We start from the raw sequence: 17841 nt of genomic DNA on the forward strand, positions 1-17841 counted from the left end.
GAAGCGAGTGCGCCGGGAGCGGCGCGGCGGGGCGGGGGTGTATCGGCGCGTGCCCGAAGACGAATTGACGGAGCGTGAGGTCACGGCGGATCAGGTCACGGAGCACGAGGTCGCGGTCCATGTCTTCGTCCCGCTGGACGGCGCCCACGCCGAGGAGGGGGTGGCCTCGGTCCGGGCGATGTGGGGGCGTTTTCGCGAACTGCAGCGCGGTGAGCGGGAGTTGTACGCCTCGCTGCCGGTGGACATGCCGGACGTGCTGTCCGGTCCGGCCGCGCACGGCTCGGTCGTGGTGGCGGGTGTGCAGTCCGCCGACCGGCTCGACCAGGCCATCGTGCGACGCCACCGGCAGATCCTCAATCTGTCGGTGCTGCTCGGCGCCGGTCCGGACCGGGAGTGGTCCGGGTTGCGTGAGCGGGTGGAGACGATCATCGGCCCGCTCGGGGCGTGTCATCTGGGCGCGGTGACCCTGGAGTTGGGCAAGGCTCCGGCCCAAACGCCGGGTGACGCCGACGTGTTGGAGCCGGAGCGGGGCGACGAGGATGACGCACGGCGGGTGTTGCGGCTGCTCGGCCGGACCGGTGCGGACGGGCAGCTCGGCGCCTGGGCCTGGTCGGACGGCGGCGGTCACCCGGAGATGCCGCACTTCGTCCGCCATCTGATGCACATGACGGCGATCCGCCACCAGCACAGAACCTACCGTTGGCTGATGCAGGCCAGGGCCACCGGGACGACGAAGCCGCTGGCCAGGATGCGGACGCCCGACGGGGGCGAGGACCGGGAGCTGCCGTCGACGGCCGAGATCCACTACATCCGGGACTCGGTGGACGGCAGCTGGCACAACGCCCGCCAGGCGCTGGAGAGTTCGGGCCTCGACGGCGGGAGCGTGGCGGCGGCGGACCGCCGGTTCACCTCGTCGTTCCTCGGCTGGCTGAACGACATCCTCGCCCACTTGAGGATGGCCGGGATCGGCGATCCGCTGCCGAGCCCCCGCCGCGGGCCCGACCAGCGGGTGCGCGTCCTGGTCGTCGCCGACGAGTGGTTCCCGGCGCGGGGTGGACTGAGCACGTTCAACAGCAAGTTGTGCGCCGCCCTCGCCCGGCAGGACGCGGACGTCCGGGTCATGGTCGAGGCCGCGACCCCGGACGAGCGCGCGGACGCGGCGGAGTACGGGGTCCGGTTGATCGATGTCGCTCAGCCGGGGCTCAGCACGGACGCGGCGCTGTCGGTACCGCCGGTGTTCGACGACGGGTTCGTGCCCGATGTCGTCATCGGACACGGCAGGGTCACGGGGCCGCCGGCCAAGGCGCTGGTCGAGCGGTACTTCAAGAACGCCGAGCGGCTGCACTTCCTGCACGTCGAACCCGACCAGGCCGAGGCCCACAAGCCGCACGCCGAAGGGGACTTGGCGGCGCGCGCCGAGGACCGTACGGATCTGGAGCTGCGGCTCTGCCGGGGCGCCCTGCACCCGATGCCGGTCGGCCTCCGGCTGGAGCGAGCCCTGTTGCCGCATCTGCGGACGCCCGAGTACCGGGATCTGGCCGCGCCCGTACGCGTCGACCCCGGTTTCGACGGCGGGACACCGGTGATCCGGCCCCGGCCGGAGGAGATTCCGCAGATCCTGCTGCTGGGCCGGCTGGCGGACGCCGATCTGAAGGGGCTAGACATCGCCGCCCGGGCACTGGGCAAGGCGAGTTCCCGGGCGGAGGGACCCGGTTCGTGGCATCTGTTCGTGCGGGGAGTGCCGGCCGACGAGTCCGCGGAGCTGGCGGTCCGGGTGGAGAAGTGGCTCGGCAACTCCGCCGTGGACGTGCATCCCCGCCGTTACTCCGCCGATCCCCGGCGGATCAGGAACGACCTCGCGCGGGCCAGTCTGGTCCTGATGCCCTCCCGGGCGGAGGCGTTCGGCCTCGCGGGCGCGGAGGCGATCGCCTGCGGGGTACCGGTGCTGGTGAGCGGCCGCAGCGGACTGGGCATGCTGCTCCGCGCTCAGGGAACACCGGCCGCGGCACGCGCCGTGGTGGACGTGGAGGCGACGCGGGGCCGCCGCAAGGCCGACGTCGAGACGTGGGCGCAGGCCATCCACTCCGTCGTACGCAATCCGGAGGCCGCGTTCGATGATGCCGCGAAACTCCGCGACCACATGGCCGCCCGCTACACCTGGGCTTCGGCAGCCACCACCGTGCTCGACTGCGTCCGCCGCCACGACAGCCTCTGAACCGCGACCTGTCTCACGACATCACCTGAGCCGCGACCGGCCCCCCACGTCTCCCCTGTGTGCGTGGAGGGCCGGAGTCGAGTGCGGCTGCGTGGTGTTCAGTGGGTCTGCACGGCTGTCGTCCTCCTGCGGCCGGCCGAGGGGCGATATCCCCTCGGCGTGGAAACCGCAGGCAAACACGCGGATCCGTCCGGCCGTCCGGGGTCCTGGAACACACTGGAAACGTCTGGATCCGTGCGGTGCGGATCCGTGAACGTCCCTGCGGAGGAACGGTGGTGAACGAAGTTCCCCGGCCGCCCGGCCACGACGGAGAAGCACTGGGACAGCGGCTGGCCGTCGAACTGACCCACGCTGTCGTCCAGGCCGAGAAACGGTTCGGCAGGACCCTGGACCGTCGCGAACTCGCCAGACGTCTGAACGTGTCCCTCAGCAGTCTGTACGCGTATCTCAACGGCACCACCCTGCCCGGCACCGGAGTCTTCGACGCGCTCCTCGCCGAACTGGGCGTGCCCGGAACCGAGGCCGGCCGGCTCGCCACCCTCCGGGACGAGGTCGACGCCACCCGCCGCCTGCGTCCCGCCAACGCCCGCACCGCCGCCCGCCGGTCCCCCGGGTCCGTCTCCGTTCCCCGCCAGCTCCCCCTCAGCCACCCCGTGTTCGTCGCCCGGGACGCCGAACTCGTCCGGCTGGACGCGTTGTTGGGTCAGTCCGGCGACCCCGCTCCGGGCCGAGCGGGAGTCGCCGTCGTCGAGGGCACCGGGGGCGTCGGCAAGACCGCGCTCGCCCTGCACTGGGCGTACCGGACACAACACCGTTTCCCGGACGGCCAGTTGTACGTCGATCTGCGGGGCTTCGGCGACAAGGCGGTGATGGACCCCGGCGAGGCGCTGCACGGCTTCCTTCAGGCTCTCGGTGTCACCCCTGCCGCCGTGCCGACCGACACCGCCGTGGCCTCCGGACTGCTGCGCACGCTGCTGGCCGGGCGCCGGGTGCTGCTGGTCCTGGACAACGCCCGCTCCACCGACCAGGTTCGGCCGCTGCTGCCCACCGACTCCGGTTCCGTCGCCGTCGTCACCAGCCGCAACCGCCTCGACGGCCTGGTCATCCGCGAGGGCGCCCTGCGGATCGCCCTCGACGTGCTGCCCCGCTACGCCGCCCGCACCCTCCTGGAGCGGCAGATGGGCGCCGAGCGGATCGCCCTGGAGCCGCGCGAGGTGGACGAACTGGTCGACCTGTGCGCCCGGTTGCCGCTCGCGCTGAACGTCGCCGCCGCCCGCACGGCCACCGCCCCGGCCGGTTCCATCGGCGCCCTGGTCCGTGAACTGCGGCGCGCCCGGGCGCCGTTGGACCTGTTCGGGGTGCAGGACGCGGATGTCGATCTGCGGACGGTGTTCCACGGTTCGTACGCGCTGCTGCCCGCGCCGGCCGCCCAACTCTTCCGGCTCCTCGGCTGCCATCCCGGACCGGAGATCGACGCCACGGCCTGCGCGGGCCTGGTCGGCGCCACGGACCCGCCGCTCGCTCTCCTCGACACCCTCACCGCCGCCCACCTCGTCCGCCAGCACACCCCCGGCCGCTACACCCTGCACGACCTGCTGCGGCTGTACGCCGTGGAACTCCTCGACGGCGGCCCACCGCAGGAACGTCTGGACGGCACCGAACGGCTGCTGCGTCACTACCTGGACATCGCGCGCCTGGCCGACCACCATCTCGAACCCTGGCGTCCGACACCTGGCGGGACCCCGAGCCGCACCGGCGCCCAGCCGCCGATCGGCGACCATGCGGCGGCGACCGCCTGGTTCGAGACGGAACTGCCCTCGCTGCAGGCCCTCATCGCCCAGGCCGCCGCCACCCCGGGCCTGGAGTCGTACGCCTGGCGGCTGGCCGACGCCTGCGCCCTGCATCTGCGCCGCTCCGGCCGCCGTGCGCAGCGGGCCGCCGTGCACGCGCTGGCCCGCGACGCCGCGGGCCGGGTGGGGAACCGGGCCGCGCACGCCACCGCGACCCGCCGCCTCGCCGACGCCCTCTCCCGCCTGCACCGCGCCGAGGAGGCGCTCGGCCTGCTGTACGAGACCCTGCGCGCCTGCCGCGCCCTCGGCGACACGGAGGGCGTACGGGAGGTACGGCTCTCCCTGGTCCGGGTGTACGCCTCCTGCGGCGACCCCCGCAGGGCGATGCCGCACGCCCGGCTCGCCCTCGCCATGGCGGAGCGCACCCAAGACCCCGTCGCGCTCGCCGACGGCCTCACCTCCGTGTCCCAGCAGTGGGAACGGCTCGGCGAACACACCGTCGCCCTCGACCACGCGCGCCGCGCCCTGGACCTCTACACCCGGCTCGGTCACCTCGACGGGCAGGCGGGCATCCTCATCGGCATGGGCCGCGCCGAACAGGGCCTCGGCAGGCCCGCCGCCGCGATCGGCCACTACGAGGTCTCCCTGGACCTCGACCGGGCCCTGGGCGACCGGTTCCGCGAGGCGCACGCCCTGGAGCACCTCGGGGACGCCCACGCGGCACTCGGCCGAGGCAAGGACGCACGCGCCCTGTGGGAGGAGGCCCTCGCGCTCTTCGAGGATCTGCACCACCCCGACGCCGAGCCGGTCCGCGCCAAGCTGCGCACGGCGGCTGACTATCCTCCGGTGCCCGCCTCCAGCCAGCTCAGCCCGTAGCCGTAGCCCACCTTCATCGCCCCGAACTCGACGTCCACGAGGCCGTGTTCGTCGGGGCGCAGGGTCGGTGTGCCCGGGTTCTGCTGGTAGATCACGGCGGTGGGGACGCCGGCCAGCCGCCACACCGTGTGCGGTGGCCGTGCCGGGTCGAAGGCGACCCGTAGCCGGAAGTATTCGCTGCGGGTCAGCGGTACGTGGACGAAGTGCGGTGCCATCGGCTGGTTCGGCGGGATGCGCAGCCGCAGTTCGTACACGTGCCGGGTGCCGGCCTTGAGCGGCGCGGGGAGCACCAGGAACCGTTCGAAGTAGCTCTCGTACTGCGGCCCGCCGTCGGCCAGCCGGCCGCCCTGGACGACGGAGATCTCCAGTTCGTGCCGGGCCGTGGTGTCGCCGGTACGCCGGGGCACGCTGACGCCGACCGGTATCCGGGCCAGGCCGTCGCAGGTCGCGACGACGACCCGGCGCTCCAGTGCCTCGGGCGTCGGGGTGTCCAGCCGGAGCCGGGTGAACACGGACTCGGTGTACCAGCCGTGCGGCTCGGTGCGCGCGCAGTCCGCCGGGCACTGCTCGGCGTGCGCCCCGTTCGCACGGTCCGCCGGAACGTTCCAGGGCGGCGGGTCGACTCCGGCCGGGCCGTCCGGGGAGTCGGGGTCCAGGGCCCGGCGCACCTGGGCCCAGTACTCGCCCCAGCGCCGCACGTCTCCCCCGCAGGCGCCGACGATCGCCAGGGTGACCGGCCGGGTGGGATGGGTCTCGCCGCGCATGGCGTCGCTGACGGTCGTCCTGCCGTACCCGGTGCGACGGGCCAGCTGGTCCAGGGTGAGGCCGGCCGATCCGCGCAGGTCACGGAGCCAGTGGGCGAAGAGCCGGGCCGGTGACCCGTCCAGCACGATCTCCTTCTGCGGACGCCCCATCGTGTGCAACCCCCCTGCTGCGCAACGCCGTTGCCGCCGCCGACGCGGCCGAGTCTGACACACGGCCGGACCCGTCGTCCCGGTCCTGCGGGGCCGCCCGTCGGCCGTCCCGGTTTTCCGGAGATCGTCCGGTTCGCCGGAGAACCGTTGAGTGCGAACTACCGCCCTTGTTACACAGGTTGCGCCCGGATCCGGTGCGCCCGCATCGGCCGGTTCCCGCTCTTGTGCCAGGAGAGGACCATGGCTTTGTTCCCCAGGACACCCCGCGCCACACGGCTGCCGGGCGACGTGGTGTCACGGATGGAGCGGTTCGGCCGCTTCGAGTTCGACCCCGTCGGTACCGACATCGACGCCTCGGACGTGTGGGCCGAACTCCAGGCGCCCTACCTGCCGTTCGCGCAGTCCGACCCGCAGGGCTTCGCCCGCGCCCTGGCCGACGCGGTGCTGCCGGCCGGCGGCTTCGCCCTCTTCGGCGCCGCGCGCACGGTGTGGAACCTGGTCGGCTCCGACTTCACCAGCCCGGCCTACGACGCCGTACGGATGGCCGCGTTGGAGTTCTTCCGGGCGAACGGGGTGCCGAGCAACCGGCTGTCCGCCGCCGACTGGCAGTTCTGGCAGGAGAACAGCTGCGAGCCCTGGCTCGTGGGCCGGCCCCGGCCGACACCCGAGGAGGTGCGCATCCCGGCCCTCGCGCCGGGGGAACTGCGCCAACTCGCGCGGATCACCGAGGCCTCGGACTCGAACGTCGTCTACGTCACCGCCGCGCCCGAGGGTCGTTTCGTGACGGTCGTGGACGCGCCGACCAGCGACACCGATCCCACCCGGGCCCGCTTCGAGTGGACGTCGGCGGACACCCTGCACGACCTCTACACCCGGATCGGCGAGGTGTTCCAGACACCCGTGCACTGGGTCGCCGACGAACTGCGTCCCTTCATCCCGCTGCCACCGTCCCGGCTGTGAGCCGAACGACTCCCGAGGAGAGAACCACATGGCCAGGACACCGGTCGAGATAACGACCCAGCTGTCGATGGCGGAGGCGGCCGACGTCTTCCGCCACGCGATGCGGGTGAGCTGGTGGAGCGAGCACATCACCGGCGCGGGCACCACCTTCGAGGAGCCCAGGGGCTCGGTCTTCGACACCGTGGCCCAGGACCGGCCCGACTTCACCGTGATGGCGCTGCTCGGCGGCCGGGGAGCGGAGATACAGAAGTCCGCGGTGCACATGCACATGTGGGACCGGGGCGCCCACCGCGAGATCGTGCTGGGCGTCGGCCGCAACCTCGGCGCCTTCGGCATCAAGGCGAACCGCAAGATCCGCCGCTACGTCGACACGCTGACGGAACTCGATCCGTCCATGAAGTACACGGGCATCTGACCGGGCCCAGCAGCCCTCGGTCCCTACGGCCCGACGAGCACCCGGCGCAGGGGACCGGGTGCTCGTGGCCATGAACGCGCCCGCGCGGTGCGGGTGTTCAGCCGACGGTGGCGAACGCCTCCGCGGACACGTCCCGTTCGAGCACCGACCGGTGGAAGGAGTAGACGCCGATGTCGGAGACCTTCACCAGCAGGCAGTACCGGTCCACCGACGCCACCGCCCGCACCACCTGCGCGTACTCGCGTCGCAGGAAGTGGACGGCCGCCTGGTTCGCCACCGAGCTCTGCCCGCACACCAGCACCACCGGCCGGCTCGACTCCGGTGGCGTGAACTTGGCGACCACCGCGTACTCCTGGCGCCCGCGGTCGAAGAAGTAGCGCTCCCCGCCGACCGCGATCGCCACCGAGTCGCGGCGTTCGCTGAACGGAGTGATCGTCACCCCGGGCAGATGGGCCGTCAGATGTCCGCCGGTGCGCGGATTGGACCCGCCGATCGGCCCGCCGACACAGAACTCGGTCCGGTCGCCGTTGGTGCCGCGCAGCTCGCCGGACTCCACACTCACCCGGCAGCCCAACTCGCTGAGCAGTACGGTCAGTTCGACGACCGCCCGCAGGTCGCGCTGCTGGGTGGTGCCCGGCTGTCCGTGTTTGGTGCCGACGACGATCACACAGTTCTCGCCCGGCCGGGTGCCGAAGAAGGCGGCCCTGCGGTACAGCGCCCGGCTCCGCCGTCCGCGTTCCCACAGGGTGCCCAGACCGAGGCCGACGAGGCTGGTCAGCAGACCGATCGCGACATTGGCGAGTACCGACAGCATCGCCCGGCCGTCAGCTCCGCCGGGCGGGCGCGGAGCGCGGTCCGCCGGGCGGGGAGTCGGGGTCGAGCGCGTGCACGAGGGCGACGACGCGCTCACGCTTGTCCTCGGGCAGCGGCACCCGCTCGTCGTCGCCCGACGCCGTCCCGCCCCCGGTGCCCGTGATCCGGGAGACCCTGCTGCCCGACAGCACCTCCAGCTCGCCGGTCAGCGCGTTCACCTCCGCCGCGTCCCCCCGGGCGACGGCCGTCGCCAACTCCTCCAGCAGCGCTGCGATCTCCACCCAGATCTGGGGCGGGAGCCGCCACTCCTTCAGCATCAGCCGCAGCGCCAGACTCGTCGCGCCGGCCGTCTCCCGGTCGATCGCGGACGCCCCCTCGGATGTACTCACGCCGTCGTCCTTCCCTCGCTCGTCGTCATGCGTCAACGCCCCGTGTGGACGTACGGCGCCCATACCTGCGGCGACCGGGCGTACCGCTCCCGCAACCCCCGTACGATCCCGTGCACGACCCGCGCGGTGTCGGTGACGTCGAGGCCGTCGCCGTAGGTCCGCAGGTCGCGGTAGAGACGGTCGGTCAGCCGTACCGACACCAGGTCGGTCGCCTCCCACAGCGCGCCCACCACCTGCGGATATCCGGCCGTCTGGAACGCCGACGTCAGGTGCACCGCCTCGTCGGGGAGGCGGTCGGTGCGGGTGGTGTGGCAGGCCAGCAGTACGGCGAGCTGGGCGTGCGGCAGATGTCCGCGGGCCACGTCCCGCACCGCGAGGTGTCCGTCGGCCAGATCCAGGTAACTCCGGGACGGGTCCTCGGCGTTGCTCATGCCGTGGCACGCGAAGTGCACGACGGCCGTGTAGGACAGCTCAGTGCGCACCCGCTCGACGGTGGCGTCGGCGCCCTGGACGATCCGCAGTCCGCGCAGGGTTCGGGCCATCGCCTGCACCTCCGCCACGGACGCGCCGTCCTTGCCGTCGGCGCCGGTGGGCTGCCGTACCGCCAGGAAGGGCCCGCGGCCCCCGCGCGTCGCCGGGGCCTGCCGGGCGTGCCGCAGCGCCCTGATGCTCGGCGTGTACGAGGAGGCGGCCCGGTCCAACACCGAGCGTCCGTCGCCGAGTTCGGCCGCCCGATGATGGCCGGCCGCGTGCAGCGGAAGGTGGGCCAGCGGTCCGGACGCCGACCACCACAGCCTCGGCACGGCCGCGCGCGGGGCGTCCTCGGGGATCGGCCGGGTCAGGCCCGCCGCGTTCAGCACCGGTTCGGCGATGGTGTCCCAGAGCCATTCGAGGGTGTCGAACACGGTCTCGGCGGCTTCCTTGCGCCGGGCACTGGAGTCGCGGACGTCCACGGAGACCGCCGCGAGGAACTGCCGTGCCTTGAGCGCGAGTTGCCCTTCGGTGACCTTCGGCAGCTCCACGAGCTCGATGCCCTCGGTCGTGACGACGAGGGCGTCCGAGCGCAGCCGGTCGATGTTGATCAGAACGATCGGCCCCTCCTTCGCCTCGCGTCGCATCTGCTCGACGCTCGGCGGCAGCAGGAAGTGCTCGAACCCGTCGAGTCCCCGGATCCGGGCCAGCAGCCGCTGCCACTCCTGGGTCACCGCGTGCTGGTCCCGGATCCGCGCGGCTTCGCCGGGACCGCCCGCCGAACTGCCATGCCCCGGCCGCCCGCCCGGCTCACCGGCGCCCTCCGTCTCCCGCAGTCGGCGGGCGAGAGCGGTGAACTCCCGGGCCACCTGCGGATGAGCCGCGGCCAGGTCGGAGTCGTCGCTGCGGGCCTGGAGATCCTGCCCCATCAGGACCGCCCGCCCCTGTTCCAGCAGGGCAGCCGCCTGTTCGGTGCGGCCCGCGGCGAGCGCCACCGCGCACGCGGTGCGGGCCAGGCTCGTCCCGGCGAGCCGGTCCGGGAGGTCGACGGTGCGGACGGTGCCGCCCGGGCCGGGATAGCGGCGGCCGAGCAGCGCGGTACGCAGGACGGCCTGGCGGTCGTCGCGGTGCAAGGCCTGGGACACCACCAGCGGCAGTGCTTCCAGCGCGGCCTCGGCGGCGTCGGTCGCCCGGACCCAATTACGGCTGTTCATCGCCGAGTTGAGCGCGACCCGCGCGTTCTCGAACCGCATCCGCGGTGGCAGCGCCCGTTCGGTGGCCGGGTCCCAGGAGCTGGGCTCGGGGTCGCCGTAGCGGTACCCGGTGACATCGTCGTGAGCGGTGCGGACCAGCTCGGTGACGGTCGCCAGGAGGGGCCGGAGCTGCTCGCGCAGCGCGGCCAGCTCGGGCGAGTACTCGGGCCGGCCCGGCAGGGCTTCGAGGCACTGCGCCGCCAACTCGACGAGCCGCACCGCCTCCTGGGTGCCGGACACGTCCCGGCGCATCGCGGAGACGCAGCCGAGGGCCTGTGCGTAGGCGATGGCGCAGCCGAGCCAGCTCGCCGACCCCTCGGGCAGTCGGCCGACCGCCCAGGCCAGCCCGTCGCACGCCCGGGCGACGGTCGGCTCGTCCTGGTGCAGCATTCCGTAGTCGGTCCGGCGCATTTCCACCGCGCACAGCAACTCGATGTACCGGGGACTCGTGGGCGGCAGCATGGCCAACTGCTCGTCCCCGCACCGCACGGCCTGCTCCAGGTCCTCCAGCTTGTCGCTGAAGGTGATCTGCGCGACGAGGAATTCCACGAGGGTGGCGGCGAGGAAACCCCGCTGCCCGTCCGGCAGCGGCCCGGCCAGCACGGCCTTCAACTGGTCGACGGCGAGGGCGAGTCGGCGCGGATCGCTGGCACCGGCACCCAGCAGGGCACCCCGCACGGCCGCCACGTCCGGCGGCAGCGCGCCGAGGTCCGCCATGTCCGGCGGCTCCGCGGGCCCGGCGTCCGCCGGTGGTCCGGGTGGCCAGACGAAGCCGCCGGATCGCGTGCGACCCGGTCCGGCGTCCGGCGAGGCGGCCCGAGGTCCACCGGTGAAGGGCTCGAAGACTTCCGGGCCGGGGCCGGGTGAGCGCACTCCGGGGCGGCCCGGCGGGACGTACATCCGGATGGGCGGCAGTTGCACCCCGCTCAGCAAGGGTCCCAGCATCGGGCCCGCGAGCCTGAGCAGGTGGGCTCCCTTGATCGGTGACCGCTTGAGCATCTTCCCCAACTTGGCGGACGCGGCGCGCTTGTCGGCGATGTGCGGCACCAGGGGGTGGTCCGGCGGGAGGTCCCGCTGGAGCGCGGCCCACATCTCGTCCGCGCGCCGGAGGTCGGCGTCCGACCCGGTGAAGATGGCCCGCGCGGCCAGCAGCGTCGGCATGTTCCCGGCGTAGATCCCGTTGTCGTCGGGCGGCGCGCCGGCCCGGAACGCCTCCAGTTGGGCGATGGCCTCGTCGACCACCTCCTCCTCGGGATGGAACGGCAGGGACATGGTGAGGGCGTGGGAGAACGCGAGATGGGCCGAGGCCGCCTCGGCGTCGAGCGGGGCGGTGCCGTGGCGTCGGGCGTGCTCGACCGCTCGCAGCGCCGACCGGCCGCCCCGCAGCGCGAGTTGGACGGGCCGGCTGTCGCTCGGCTTGTCCCGGAGGCGGGCCAGCGCCGCGTGCACGACGGTGGCGCTGACGAGGCCGGCCTCCAGGTGGTCGACGGTGATGCCGGTGAACGCCGCATCGGCCCACCGTCCGGCGTCCCGCAGCGCGTCCGTCTCACCCGACTCGAAGCGGAAGAACGCGGACTGCGCGAGCTGGGCCAGCAGCCAGGGCCGGACCAGATCGTCCGCCGGGAGCCCTTCGGCCAGCCGTACGGCGTGCGGGTGCGAGGGCCGGGGCGGCTCGAAGTGGCGGGGCGGGGCCTCCTCCGGGTACGTCGCCGCGACCGCCACCGGATCGTCCGCCGGGCGGCTCTGGGTCTGGGCGGCGAGCTGGTGGCGGACCTCGTCCGACAGCCGGTGGTCCTCGAAGCGCTGCGACAGCGTGCGCTCGGCCAGCCACAGGTGCAGCACCCAGCGGGGCCGCCGCGCATCCCGCTTGTCCCCCACGTCGAGCGCGTACTCCAGGACTGCCACCGCGGCCACCGCGCAGTCCCGGCCGCCCTCGGTCCAGGAGGCGCGCAGGAGTGCGGCCGCCGCGGGCAGCCAACTGGCCGGATCCTTCCCGGCGTTGGCGACATGCCGCTCGGCATCCGGTGTCCACCCCGCCTCACAGCGCGCCAGCAGGCGGTCCACAGCTGCTCGTATCTCTGACACACCGCCAGTCTCCCCGGCCGCGGCCCACTTTGGTCATCTTCCGGAAATCTCCGACAAACAACCACCGGTGTGCTTAGGGCAGTTCACGGCAGCGGGCGGAACGGCGGTCGCCACGCCTCGCCGACGGCGGCCGCCGCCGGGCCACCGTCTCGCTCAGGCCCCGACGTACGCCGCCAGGTGCTCCCCCGTCAGCGTCGACCGCGCGTCGACCAGGTCGGCCGGTGTCCCCTCGAAGACGACCTTGCCGCCGTCGTGGCCGGCGCCGGGGCCGAGGTCGATGATCCAGTCGGCGTGGGCCATGACCGCCTGGTGGTGTTCCACGACGATGACCGACTTGCCGGAGTCGACCAACCGGTCGAGCAGGCCGAGGAGTTGCTCGACGTCGGCGAGGTGGAGGCCGGCGGTGGGCTCGTCGAGGACGTAGACGCCGCCCTTGTCGGACATGTGGGTGGCCAGCTTGAGGCGTTGGCGTTCGCCGCCGGAGAGGGTGGTGAGCGGCTGGCCGAGGCTGAGGTAGCCGAGGCCGACGTCGGCGAGCCGGGTCAGGATCCGGTGCGCGGCCGGGGTGGCCGCCTCGCCCGCGCCGAAGAACTCCTCGGCCTCGGTCACCGACATGGCGAGCACCTCGCTGATGTCCCGGCCGCCGAAGTGGTACTCCAGCACGGACGCGTCGAACCGTTTCCCCTCGCAGTCCTCGCAGGTGGTGGCCACGCCGGCCATCATCGCCAGGTCGGTGAAGATGACGCCGGCGCCGTTGCAAGTGGGGCAGGCGCCCTCGGAGTTGGCGCTGAACAGGGCCGGCTTCACGCCGTTGGCCTTGGCGAAGGCCTTGCGGATCGGTTCGAGAAGTCCGGTGTACGTCGCCGGGTTGCTCCGGCGCGATCCGCGGATGGCGCCCTGATCGACCGACACCACGTTCTCGCCGGCCGGGATCGACCCGTGCACGAGCGAGCTCTTGCCGGAGCCGGCGACGCCGGTGATGACGGCGAGGACGCCGAGCGGAATGTCGACGTCCACGTCATGGAGGTTGTTGGTCGCGGCGCCGCGGATCTCCAGCGCGCCGGTGGGCTTCCGCGTCGACTCCTTGAGGGACGCCCGGTCGTCGAAGTGCCGGCCGGTGATGGTGCCGCCGGTGCGCAGTCCCTCGACGGTGCCCTCGAAGCAGACGGTGCCGCCCGCCGTACCGGCGCCGGGGCCGAGGTCGACGATGTGGTCGGCGATCGCGATGGTCTCCGGCTTGTGCTCGACGACGAGCACGGTGTTGCCCTTGTCGCGCAGGCGCAGCAGCAGGTCGTTCATGCGCTGGATGTCGTGCGGGTGCAGCCCGATGGTCGGCTCGTCGAAGACATACGTGACGTCGGTGAGCGAGGAGCCGAGGTGGCGGATCATCTTGACGCGCTGTGCCTCGCCGCCCGACAGCGTGCCGGCGGGTCGGTTGAGCGAGAGGTAGCCGAGGCCGATCTCGACGAACGAGTCGAGGGCCTGTTGCAGCGCGGTGAGCAGCGGCGCCACGGACGGCTCGTCGAGGCCGCGCACCCAGTCCGCCAGGTCGCTGATCTGCATCGCGCAGGCGTCGGCGATGCTGATGCCCTTGATCTTCGACGAGCGGGCACCCTCGTTCAGGCGGGTGCCGTCGCAGTCGGGGCAGGTGGTGAAGGTGACCGCGCGGTCCACGAACTCCCGGATGTGCGGCTGCATGCCCTCCCGGTCCTTGGCGAGCATCGACTTCTGGATACGCGGGATCAGACCTTCGTAGGTCATGTTGATGCCCGCGATCTTCATCCGGGTCGGCTCACGGTGGAGGAAGTCCTGCAACTCCTTCTTCGTGAACTTGCTGATCGGCTTGTCCGGGTCGAAGAAGCCGGACTCGCTGTAGAGCCGGGAGTTCCAGCCGCCTCCGGTGTAGCCGGGGACGGTGATGGCGCCCTCCGCAAGGGACTTGGAGTCGTCGTAGAGCTGGGTGAGGTCGAGGTCGGTGACCGAGCCGCGGCCCTCGCAGCGCGGGCACATGCCGCCGGTGATGCTGAAGCTGCGGCGCTCCTTGACCTTCTGTCCGCCGCGTTCCATGGTGACCGCGCCCGCGCCGCTGATCGAGGCGACGTTGAAGGAGAACGCCTTGGGCGAGCCGAGGTGGGGCTTTCCGAGCCGGCTGAAGAGGATGCGCAGCATCGCGTTGGCGTCGGTGGCGGTGCCGACCGTGGAGCGCGGGTCGGCGCCGAGCCGCTGCTGGTCGACGATGATCGCGGTGGTCAGTCCGTCGAGGACGTCGACCTCTGGGCGTGCCAGCGTCGGCATGAAGCCCTGCACGAAGGCGCTGTAGGTCTCGTTGATCAGCCGTTGCGACTCGGCGGCGATCGTGTCGAACACGAGCGAGCTCTTGCCCGAGCCGGAGACACCGGTGAACACCGTCAGCCGGCGCTTCGGGATCTCGATGCTGACGTCCTTGAGGTTGTTCTCGCGCGCCCCGTGCACGCGGATCAGGTCATGGGTGTCGGCAGCCTGCGGCTCGGCCGACCGCGGGTCCGTCCTCGTGGCCTTGCTCATCGTGTCTTCCCTCCGTGTCCACCGGGCCGGCCCGTCGTCGGGTCCGCCGGCTGCCCCCACGCTAGAGGTGAGGTGCGGGTCCGCGCTTCTCGAATCCTGACCGAAGGGACATCTGTCCCGCCTACTGATCGCCGCGCAGATACCGGGTGACCATGTCGACCAGCTCCTGCTCGAACGTCTCGACCGGGACGGTCCGCGGGTCGGCCATGAGCTTGTGGGTGTTGATCTCCACGGTGAACACGATCAGCTCGGCCGCGGTGTCGAGGTGCCGCACATGGACATCGCCTCGTCCCTGCTGGCCAAGGACACCTCGGGGCGGACCGTGTTCCCGCTCTTCACCAACGAGACGCCGCTGGGGCTGCCCGAACCGCGCGGCGCCGCCGACATGGTGATGGTGCCCGACCCGACGACCTTCCGGATGCTGCCGTGGTCACCGGGCACCGGCTGGCTGCTGTGCGACCTGCGCTTCACCACCGGCGCTCCGGTCCCGCTGTGCACGCGTGGGCTGCTGCGCTCGGTCCTCGACCAGGCGGAAGGGCTGACGTACCGCACGGGGCTGGAGGTGGAGTTCCATCTGTTCCGGCTGGACGACCCGCGTCTGGGTCCCGGTGATCAGGGTCAGCCGGGTGCCGCGCCCGAGGTCGGGATGCTCAACCACGGCTACCAGTACCTCAGCGAGCTGCGCTACGACGAGCTCGACCCCATCCTCGACGTCCTGCGCTCGAACATCGAGGGACTGGGCCTGCCGTTGCGCAGCCTGGAGGTGGAATTCGGCCCGAGCCAGGTCGAGTTGACGCTCCAGCCCGCCGACGGTCTCGGTACGGCCGACGCGATGGTGCTGCTGCGCAGCGCGGTCAAGCAGGTCGCCGCCCGCCACGGCCATCACGCCACCTTCATGTGCCGACCCCATCTGCCGGGCGTCTTCTCCAGCGGCTGGCATCTGCACCAGAGCATGCTGCGCGACGGCGTGGGCATCTTCGCACCGGAGACCGGCGAACTCACCGCGTCCGGACCGCCGTTGTCGCCGTACGGAACCGCCTTTCTTGGTGGGCTGCTGCGGCACGCGCGGGCCACGAGTGCGTTCTCGACGCCAACTCTCAATGGTTTCAAACGCTTTCGCTCACTTTCCTTGGCACCGGACCGTGCGGTGTGGGGGCGCGACAACCGTGGGGCGATGGTGCGAGTACTGGGTGACGGACCGTCATCCACCCGGCTGGAGAACCGGATCGGCGAGCCGGCCGCCAACCCCTACCTCTACCTCGCCTCCCAACTCGCCGCCGGACTGGAGGGCGTGGCGGGTGGCCTGGAACCCGGACCGGCCGCCGACGAGCCCTACGCGGCACGCGCCGAACCGCTCCCCCGCTCACTGGGCGAGGCCCTGGACGCGCTGGAGTCCGACCGCATGCTCACGGACCGGCTCGGCAAGGACTTCGTGGCGTACTACACGAGCATCAAGCGGGCCGAGATCACCCGCTTCAGCCAAGAGGTGACCGACTGGGAACAGCGGGAGTACTTCCGTGTCTTCTGACCTCGACCACCCCGGGTCTTCCGACCTGGACCACCTCGGCGGGACCACCCGACGTCTCCTGGTCCGACAGGCCCGCTGGGTCGCCCATGACGTGCTGGAACTCCGTCTGACCCGGCCCACCGGCGGCACCCTGCCGCCCTGGGAGCCGGGCGCACACGTGGAGTTGACCCTGCCCTCGGGACTCCGGCGGCACTACTCGCTGTGCGGGGAGCCGGCGGACAGCGAGGCGTGGACGCTCGCCGTGCACCGCGTGCCCGAGGGGCGTGGCGGCTCCCGGGAGATCCACGAAACCGCCCTGGTGGGCCAGGAGTTGGAGGCGCGCGGGCCGATCAACAGGTTCCCGCTCGTGCCCGCGTCGGGCTACCTCCTGCTGGCCGGCGGTATCGGCGTCACCCCGCTGCTGCCGATGGCCCGCGAACTCACCGCCCGCGGCCTGCCCTGGCGACTCGTCCTGGGCGCCCGCGACCGCTCCCGGCTCGTGTACGCCGAGGAGTTGGCGGCGTTGGGCGGGGACCGGGTGCTGCTCGCACCGCAGGACGAGGTAGGACTGCCGGACCTGGCCGCCGAACTCGCCGCCACCCCGCCCTCGTACGCCGTCTACGCCTGTGGCCCGCGACCGATGCTCGACGCGGTGACGGCCCTGTGCCGGACGGCGGACCCGGTGCGGTCGCCGCACGTCGAACGGTTCACCGCGGCCGACGAGACCGAGCCCGTGCAACTCGACGCGCCGAGCGGGGAGTTCGAGGTGGTGCTGGCCCGTTCGGGTCTGCGGCTGACCGTGCCCGCCGACCGTTCCGTGCTGGACGTCGTACGGGAGAAACTCCCGGATGTGCCCTTCTCCTGCGAGGAGGGCTACTGCGGCACCTGCGAGACGCCGGTGACGGCCGGGCTCCCTGACCACCGCGACACGGTGATCGAACCGTCCGAACGCCCCACCGCCACCACGATGATGATCTGCGTGAGCCGCTGCGACTCCCCGGTGCTGGAGCTGGATCTCTAAGCGCGGCCTTTCGCCAGGCGATGCAGCAGAGCCCGGGGACGGTACGGGATGACCTCGGCCAGGGAGATGGCGGTGCTGGTCCGGTCGACTCCGTCGATGGCGAGGATCGCTTTGGTGATGCGGTGCAGGTCCGAGGTGTCCTTGGCGACGACCTGCGCGAGGAGGTCGGCGTCGCCGGTGGTGTAGTGCACCTCGATGACCTCGGGGAGGTCGAGCAGGCCCTCGTGGACGCTCTCGGGCTCGGCCTGGCTCACGGCGAGCGACATGAACGCGACCAGGCCGTACCCGAGGGCGGCGGGGTCGACGCGTCGGCTGACGGGCTTGAGCACGCCGTCGGCGGCCATCCTCCGCAGCCGGGCGTGCACGGTGTTCCGGGCCACGCCCAGGGTCTGCGCCAGGGCGAGGATCGTCGCGCCCGGGTCGTCGTCGAGGGCCAGGATGATGCGGGCGTCCAAGGGGTCCATCAGCGTCATGATGCGCATTCTGCCATCATGAATCCTTGGCATTGAGCATCTGTCGCACTGACTAGAGCCTGTATTGCGCGGATGCCCTGCGATGTGGTCAAGGTGGTGAGCCGTTCCACGCCTC

At 72.2% G+C, this 17841-nt stretch carries 13 protein-coding genes; 6 read left to right on the top strand and 7 right to left on the bottom strand.

The features are described from left to right. Positions 1-49 precede the first annotated feature (49 nt). Positions 50-2215 carry a CATRA conflict system CASPASE/TPR repeat-associated protein gene (locus OG588_RS00735; RefSeq protein WP_405945549.1) on the top strand — a complete coding sequence of 722 codons (2166 nt, stop codon included), beginning with the start codon at positions 50-52 and terminating at the stop codon, positions 2213-2215. A gap of 275 nt (positions 2216-2490) precedes the next feature. Further along, positions 2491-4881 (top strand): ATP-binding protein, encoded by a 2391-nt coding sequence (locus tag OG588_RS00740; RefSeq protein ID WP_405945550.1) that lies wholly within the window; start codon positions 2491-2493, stop codon positions 4879-4881. On the opposite strand, the gene OG588_RS00745 is transcribed toward OG588_RS00740, so the two are convergent. After that, positions 4842-5795, bottom strand: coding sequence for a helix-turn-helix domain-containing protein (locus OG588_RS00745; protein ID WP_405945551.1), 954 nt, complete (start codon positions 5793-5795; stop codon positions 4842-4844). The genes OG588_RS00740 and OG588_RS00745 overlap by 40 nt on opposite strands. A 240-nt stretch (positions 5796-6035) precedes the next feature. Here OG588_RS00745 and OG588_RS00750 point away from each other — a divergent pair, with 240 nt between their 5' ends. Then, a complete protein-coding gene (locus tag OG588_RS00750) occupies positions 6036-6755 on the top strand; it encodes a hypothetical protein (RefSeq protein ID WP_405945552.1) in 720 nt (239 codons plus the stop codon). 28 nt (positions 6756-6783) lie between these two features. Continuing rightward, entirely contained in the window at positions 6784-7170 is a 387-nt protein-coding gene (locus tag OG588_RS00755) for a hypothetical protein (protein ID WP_405945553.1), read from the top strand. Between the two features lie 97 nt (positions 7171-7267). On the opposite strand, the gene OG588_RS00760 is transcribed toward OG588_RS00755, so the two are convergent. The 5 genes from OG588_RS00760 to OG588_RS00780 form a co-directional block, all read right to left on the bottom strand. After that, a complete protein-coding gene (locus OG588_RS00760) occupies positions 7268-7984 on the bottom strand; it encodes a hypothetical protein (protein ID WP_405945554.1) in 717 nt (238 codons plus the stop codon). A gap of 10 nt (positions 7985-7994) precedes the next feature. Continuing rightward, on the bottom strand, positions 7995-8372 hold the full coding sequence (locus OG588_RS00765) for a CATRA system-associated protein (RefSeq protein ID WP_405945555.1): 378 nt from the start codon (positions 8370-8372) through the stop codon (positions 7995-7997). 32 nt (positions 8373-8404) lie between these two features. After that, entirely contained in the window at positions 8405-12181 is a 3777-nt protein-coding gene (locus OG588_RS00770) for a CHAT domain-containing protein (protein WP_405945556.1), read from the bottom strand. A gap of 153 nt (positions 12182-12334) precedes the next feature. Next, positions 12335-14725: an ATP-binding cassette domain-containing protein gene (locus OG588_RS00775; protein WP_405945557.1), complete on the bottom strand. Its 2391-nt coding sequence runs from the start codon at positions 14723-14725 to the stop codon at positions 12335-12337. Between the two features lie 121 nt (positions 14726-14846). Next, entirely contained in the window at positions 14847-14999 is a 153-nt protein-coding gene (locus OG588_RS00780; RefSeq protein ID WP_405945558.1) for a hypothetical protein, read from the bottom strand. Between OG588_RS00780 and OG588_RS00785 the strand changes: the two genes are divergently transcribed. Together OG588_RS00785 and OG588_RS00790 are read left to right on the top strand one after the other, a co-directional pair. Continuing rightward, on the top strand, positions 15000-16253 hold the full coding sequence (locus tag OG588_RS00785) for a glutamine synthetase family protein (protein ID WP_405945559.1): 1254 nt from the start codon (positions 15000-15002) through the stop codon (positions 16251-16253). It begins immediately after the preceding gene. After that, positions 16243-17253 (top strand): PDR/VanB family oxidoreductase, encoded by a 1011-nt coding sequence (locus OG588_RS00790; protein ID WP_405945560.1) that lies wholly within the window; start codon positions 16243-16245, stop codon positions 17251-17253. Before OG588_RS00785 ends, OG588_RS00790 begins: the two co-directional genes overlap by 11 nt. On the opposite strand, the gene OG588_RS00795 is transcribed toward OG588_RS00790, so the two are convergent. Further along, a complete protein-coding gene (locus tag OG588_RS00795; protein WP_405945561.1) occupies positions 17250-17726 on the bottom strand; it encodes an Lrp/AsnC family transcriptional regulator in 477 nt (158 codons plus the stop codon). The two genes, OG588_RS00790 and OG588_RS00795, sit on opposite strands and share 4 nt — an antisense overlap. Between the last annotated feature and the right edge of the window lie 115 nt (positions 17727-17841).

This window comes from Streptomyces prunicolor (assembly GCF_045162825.1).
Classification (GTDB): domain Bacteria; phylum Actinomycetota; class Actinomycetes; order Streptomycetales; family Streptomycetaceae; genus Streptomyces; species Streptomyces prunicolor.

Bases quoted from the DNA above. Each gene is read 5' to 3' on its own strand.
- OG588_RS00795 (WP_405945561.1), bottom strand. From the start codon at position 17,726: ATGACGCTGATGGACCCCTTGGACGCCCGCATCATCCTGGCCCTCGAC.
- OG588_RS00750 (WP_405945552.1), top strand. From the start codon at position 6,036: ATGGCTTTGTTCCCCAGGACACCCCGCGCCACACGGCTGCCGGGCGAC.
- OG588_RS00775 (WP_405945557.1), bottom strand. From the start codon at position 14,725: ATGAGCAAGGCCACGAGGACGGACCCGCGGTCGGCCGAGCCGCAGGCT.
- OG588_RS00745 (WP_405945551.1), bottom strand. From the start codon at position 5,795: ATGGGGCGTCCGCAGAAGGAGATCGTGCTGGACGGGTCACCGGCCCGG.
- OG588_RS00755 (WP_405945553.1), top strand. From the start codon at position 6,784: ATGGCCAGGACACCGGTCGAGATAACGACCCAGCTGTCGATGGCGGAG.
- OG588_RS00785 (WP_405945559.1), top strand. From the start codon at position 15,000: ATGGACATCGCCTCGTCCCTGCTGGCCAAGGACACCTCGGGGCGGACC.
- OG588_RS00760 (WP_405945554.1), bottom strand. From the start codon at position 7,984: ATGCTGTCGGTACTCGCCAATGTCGCGATCGGTCTGCTGACCAGCCTC.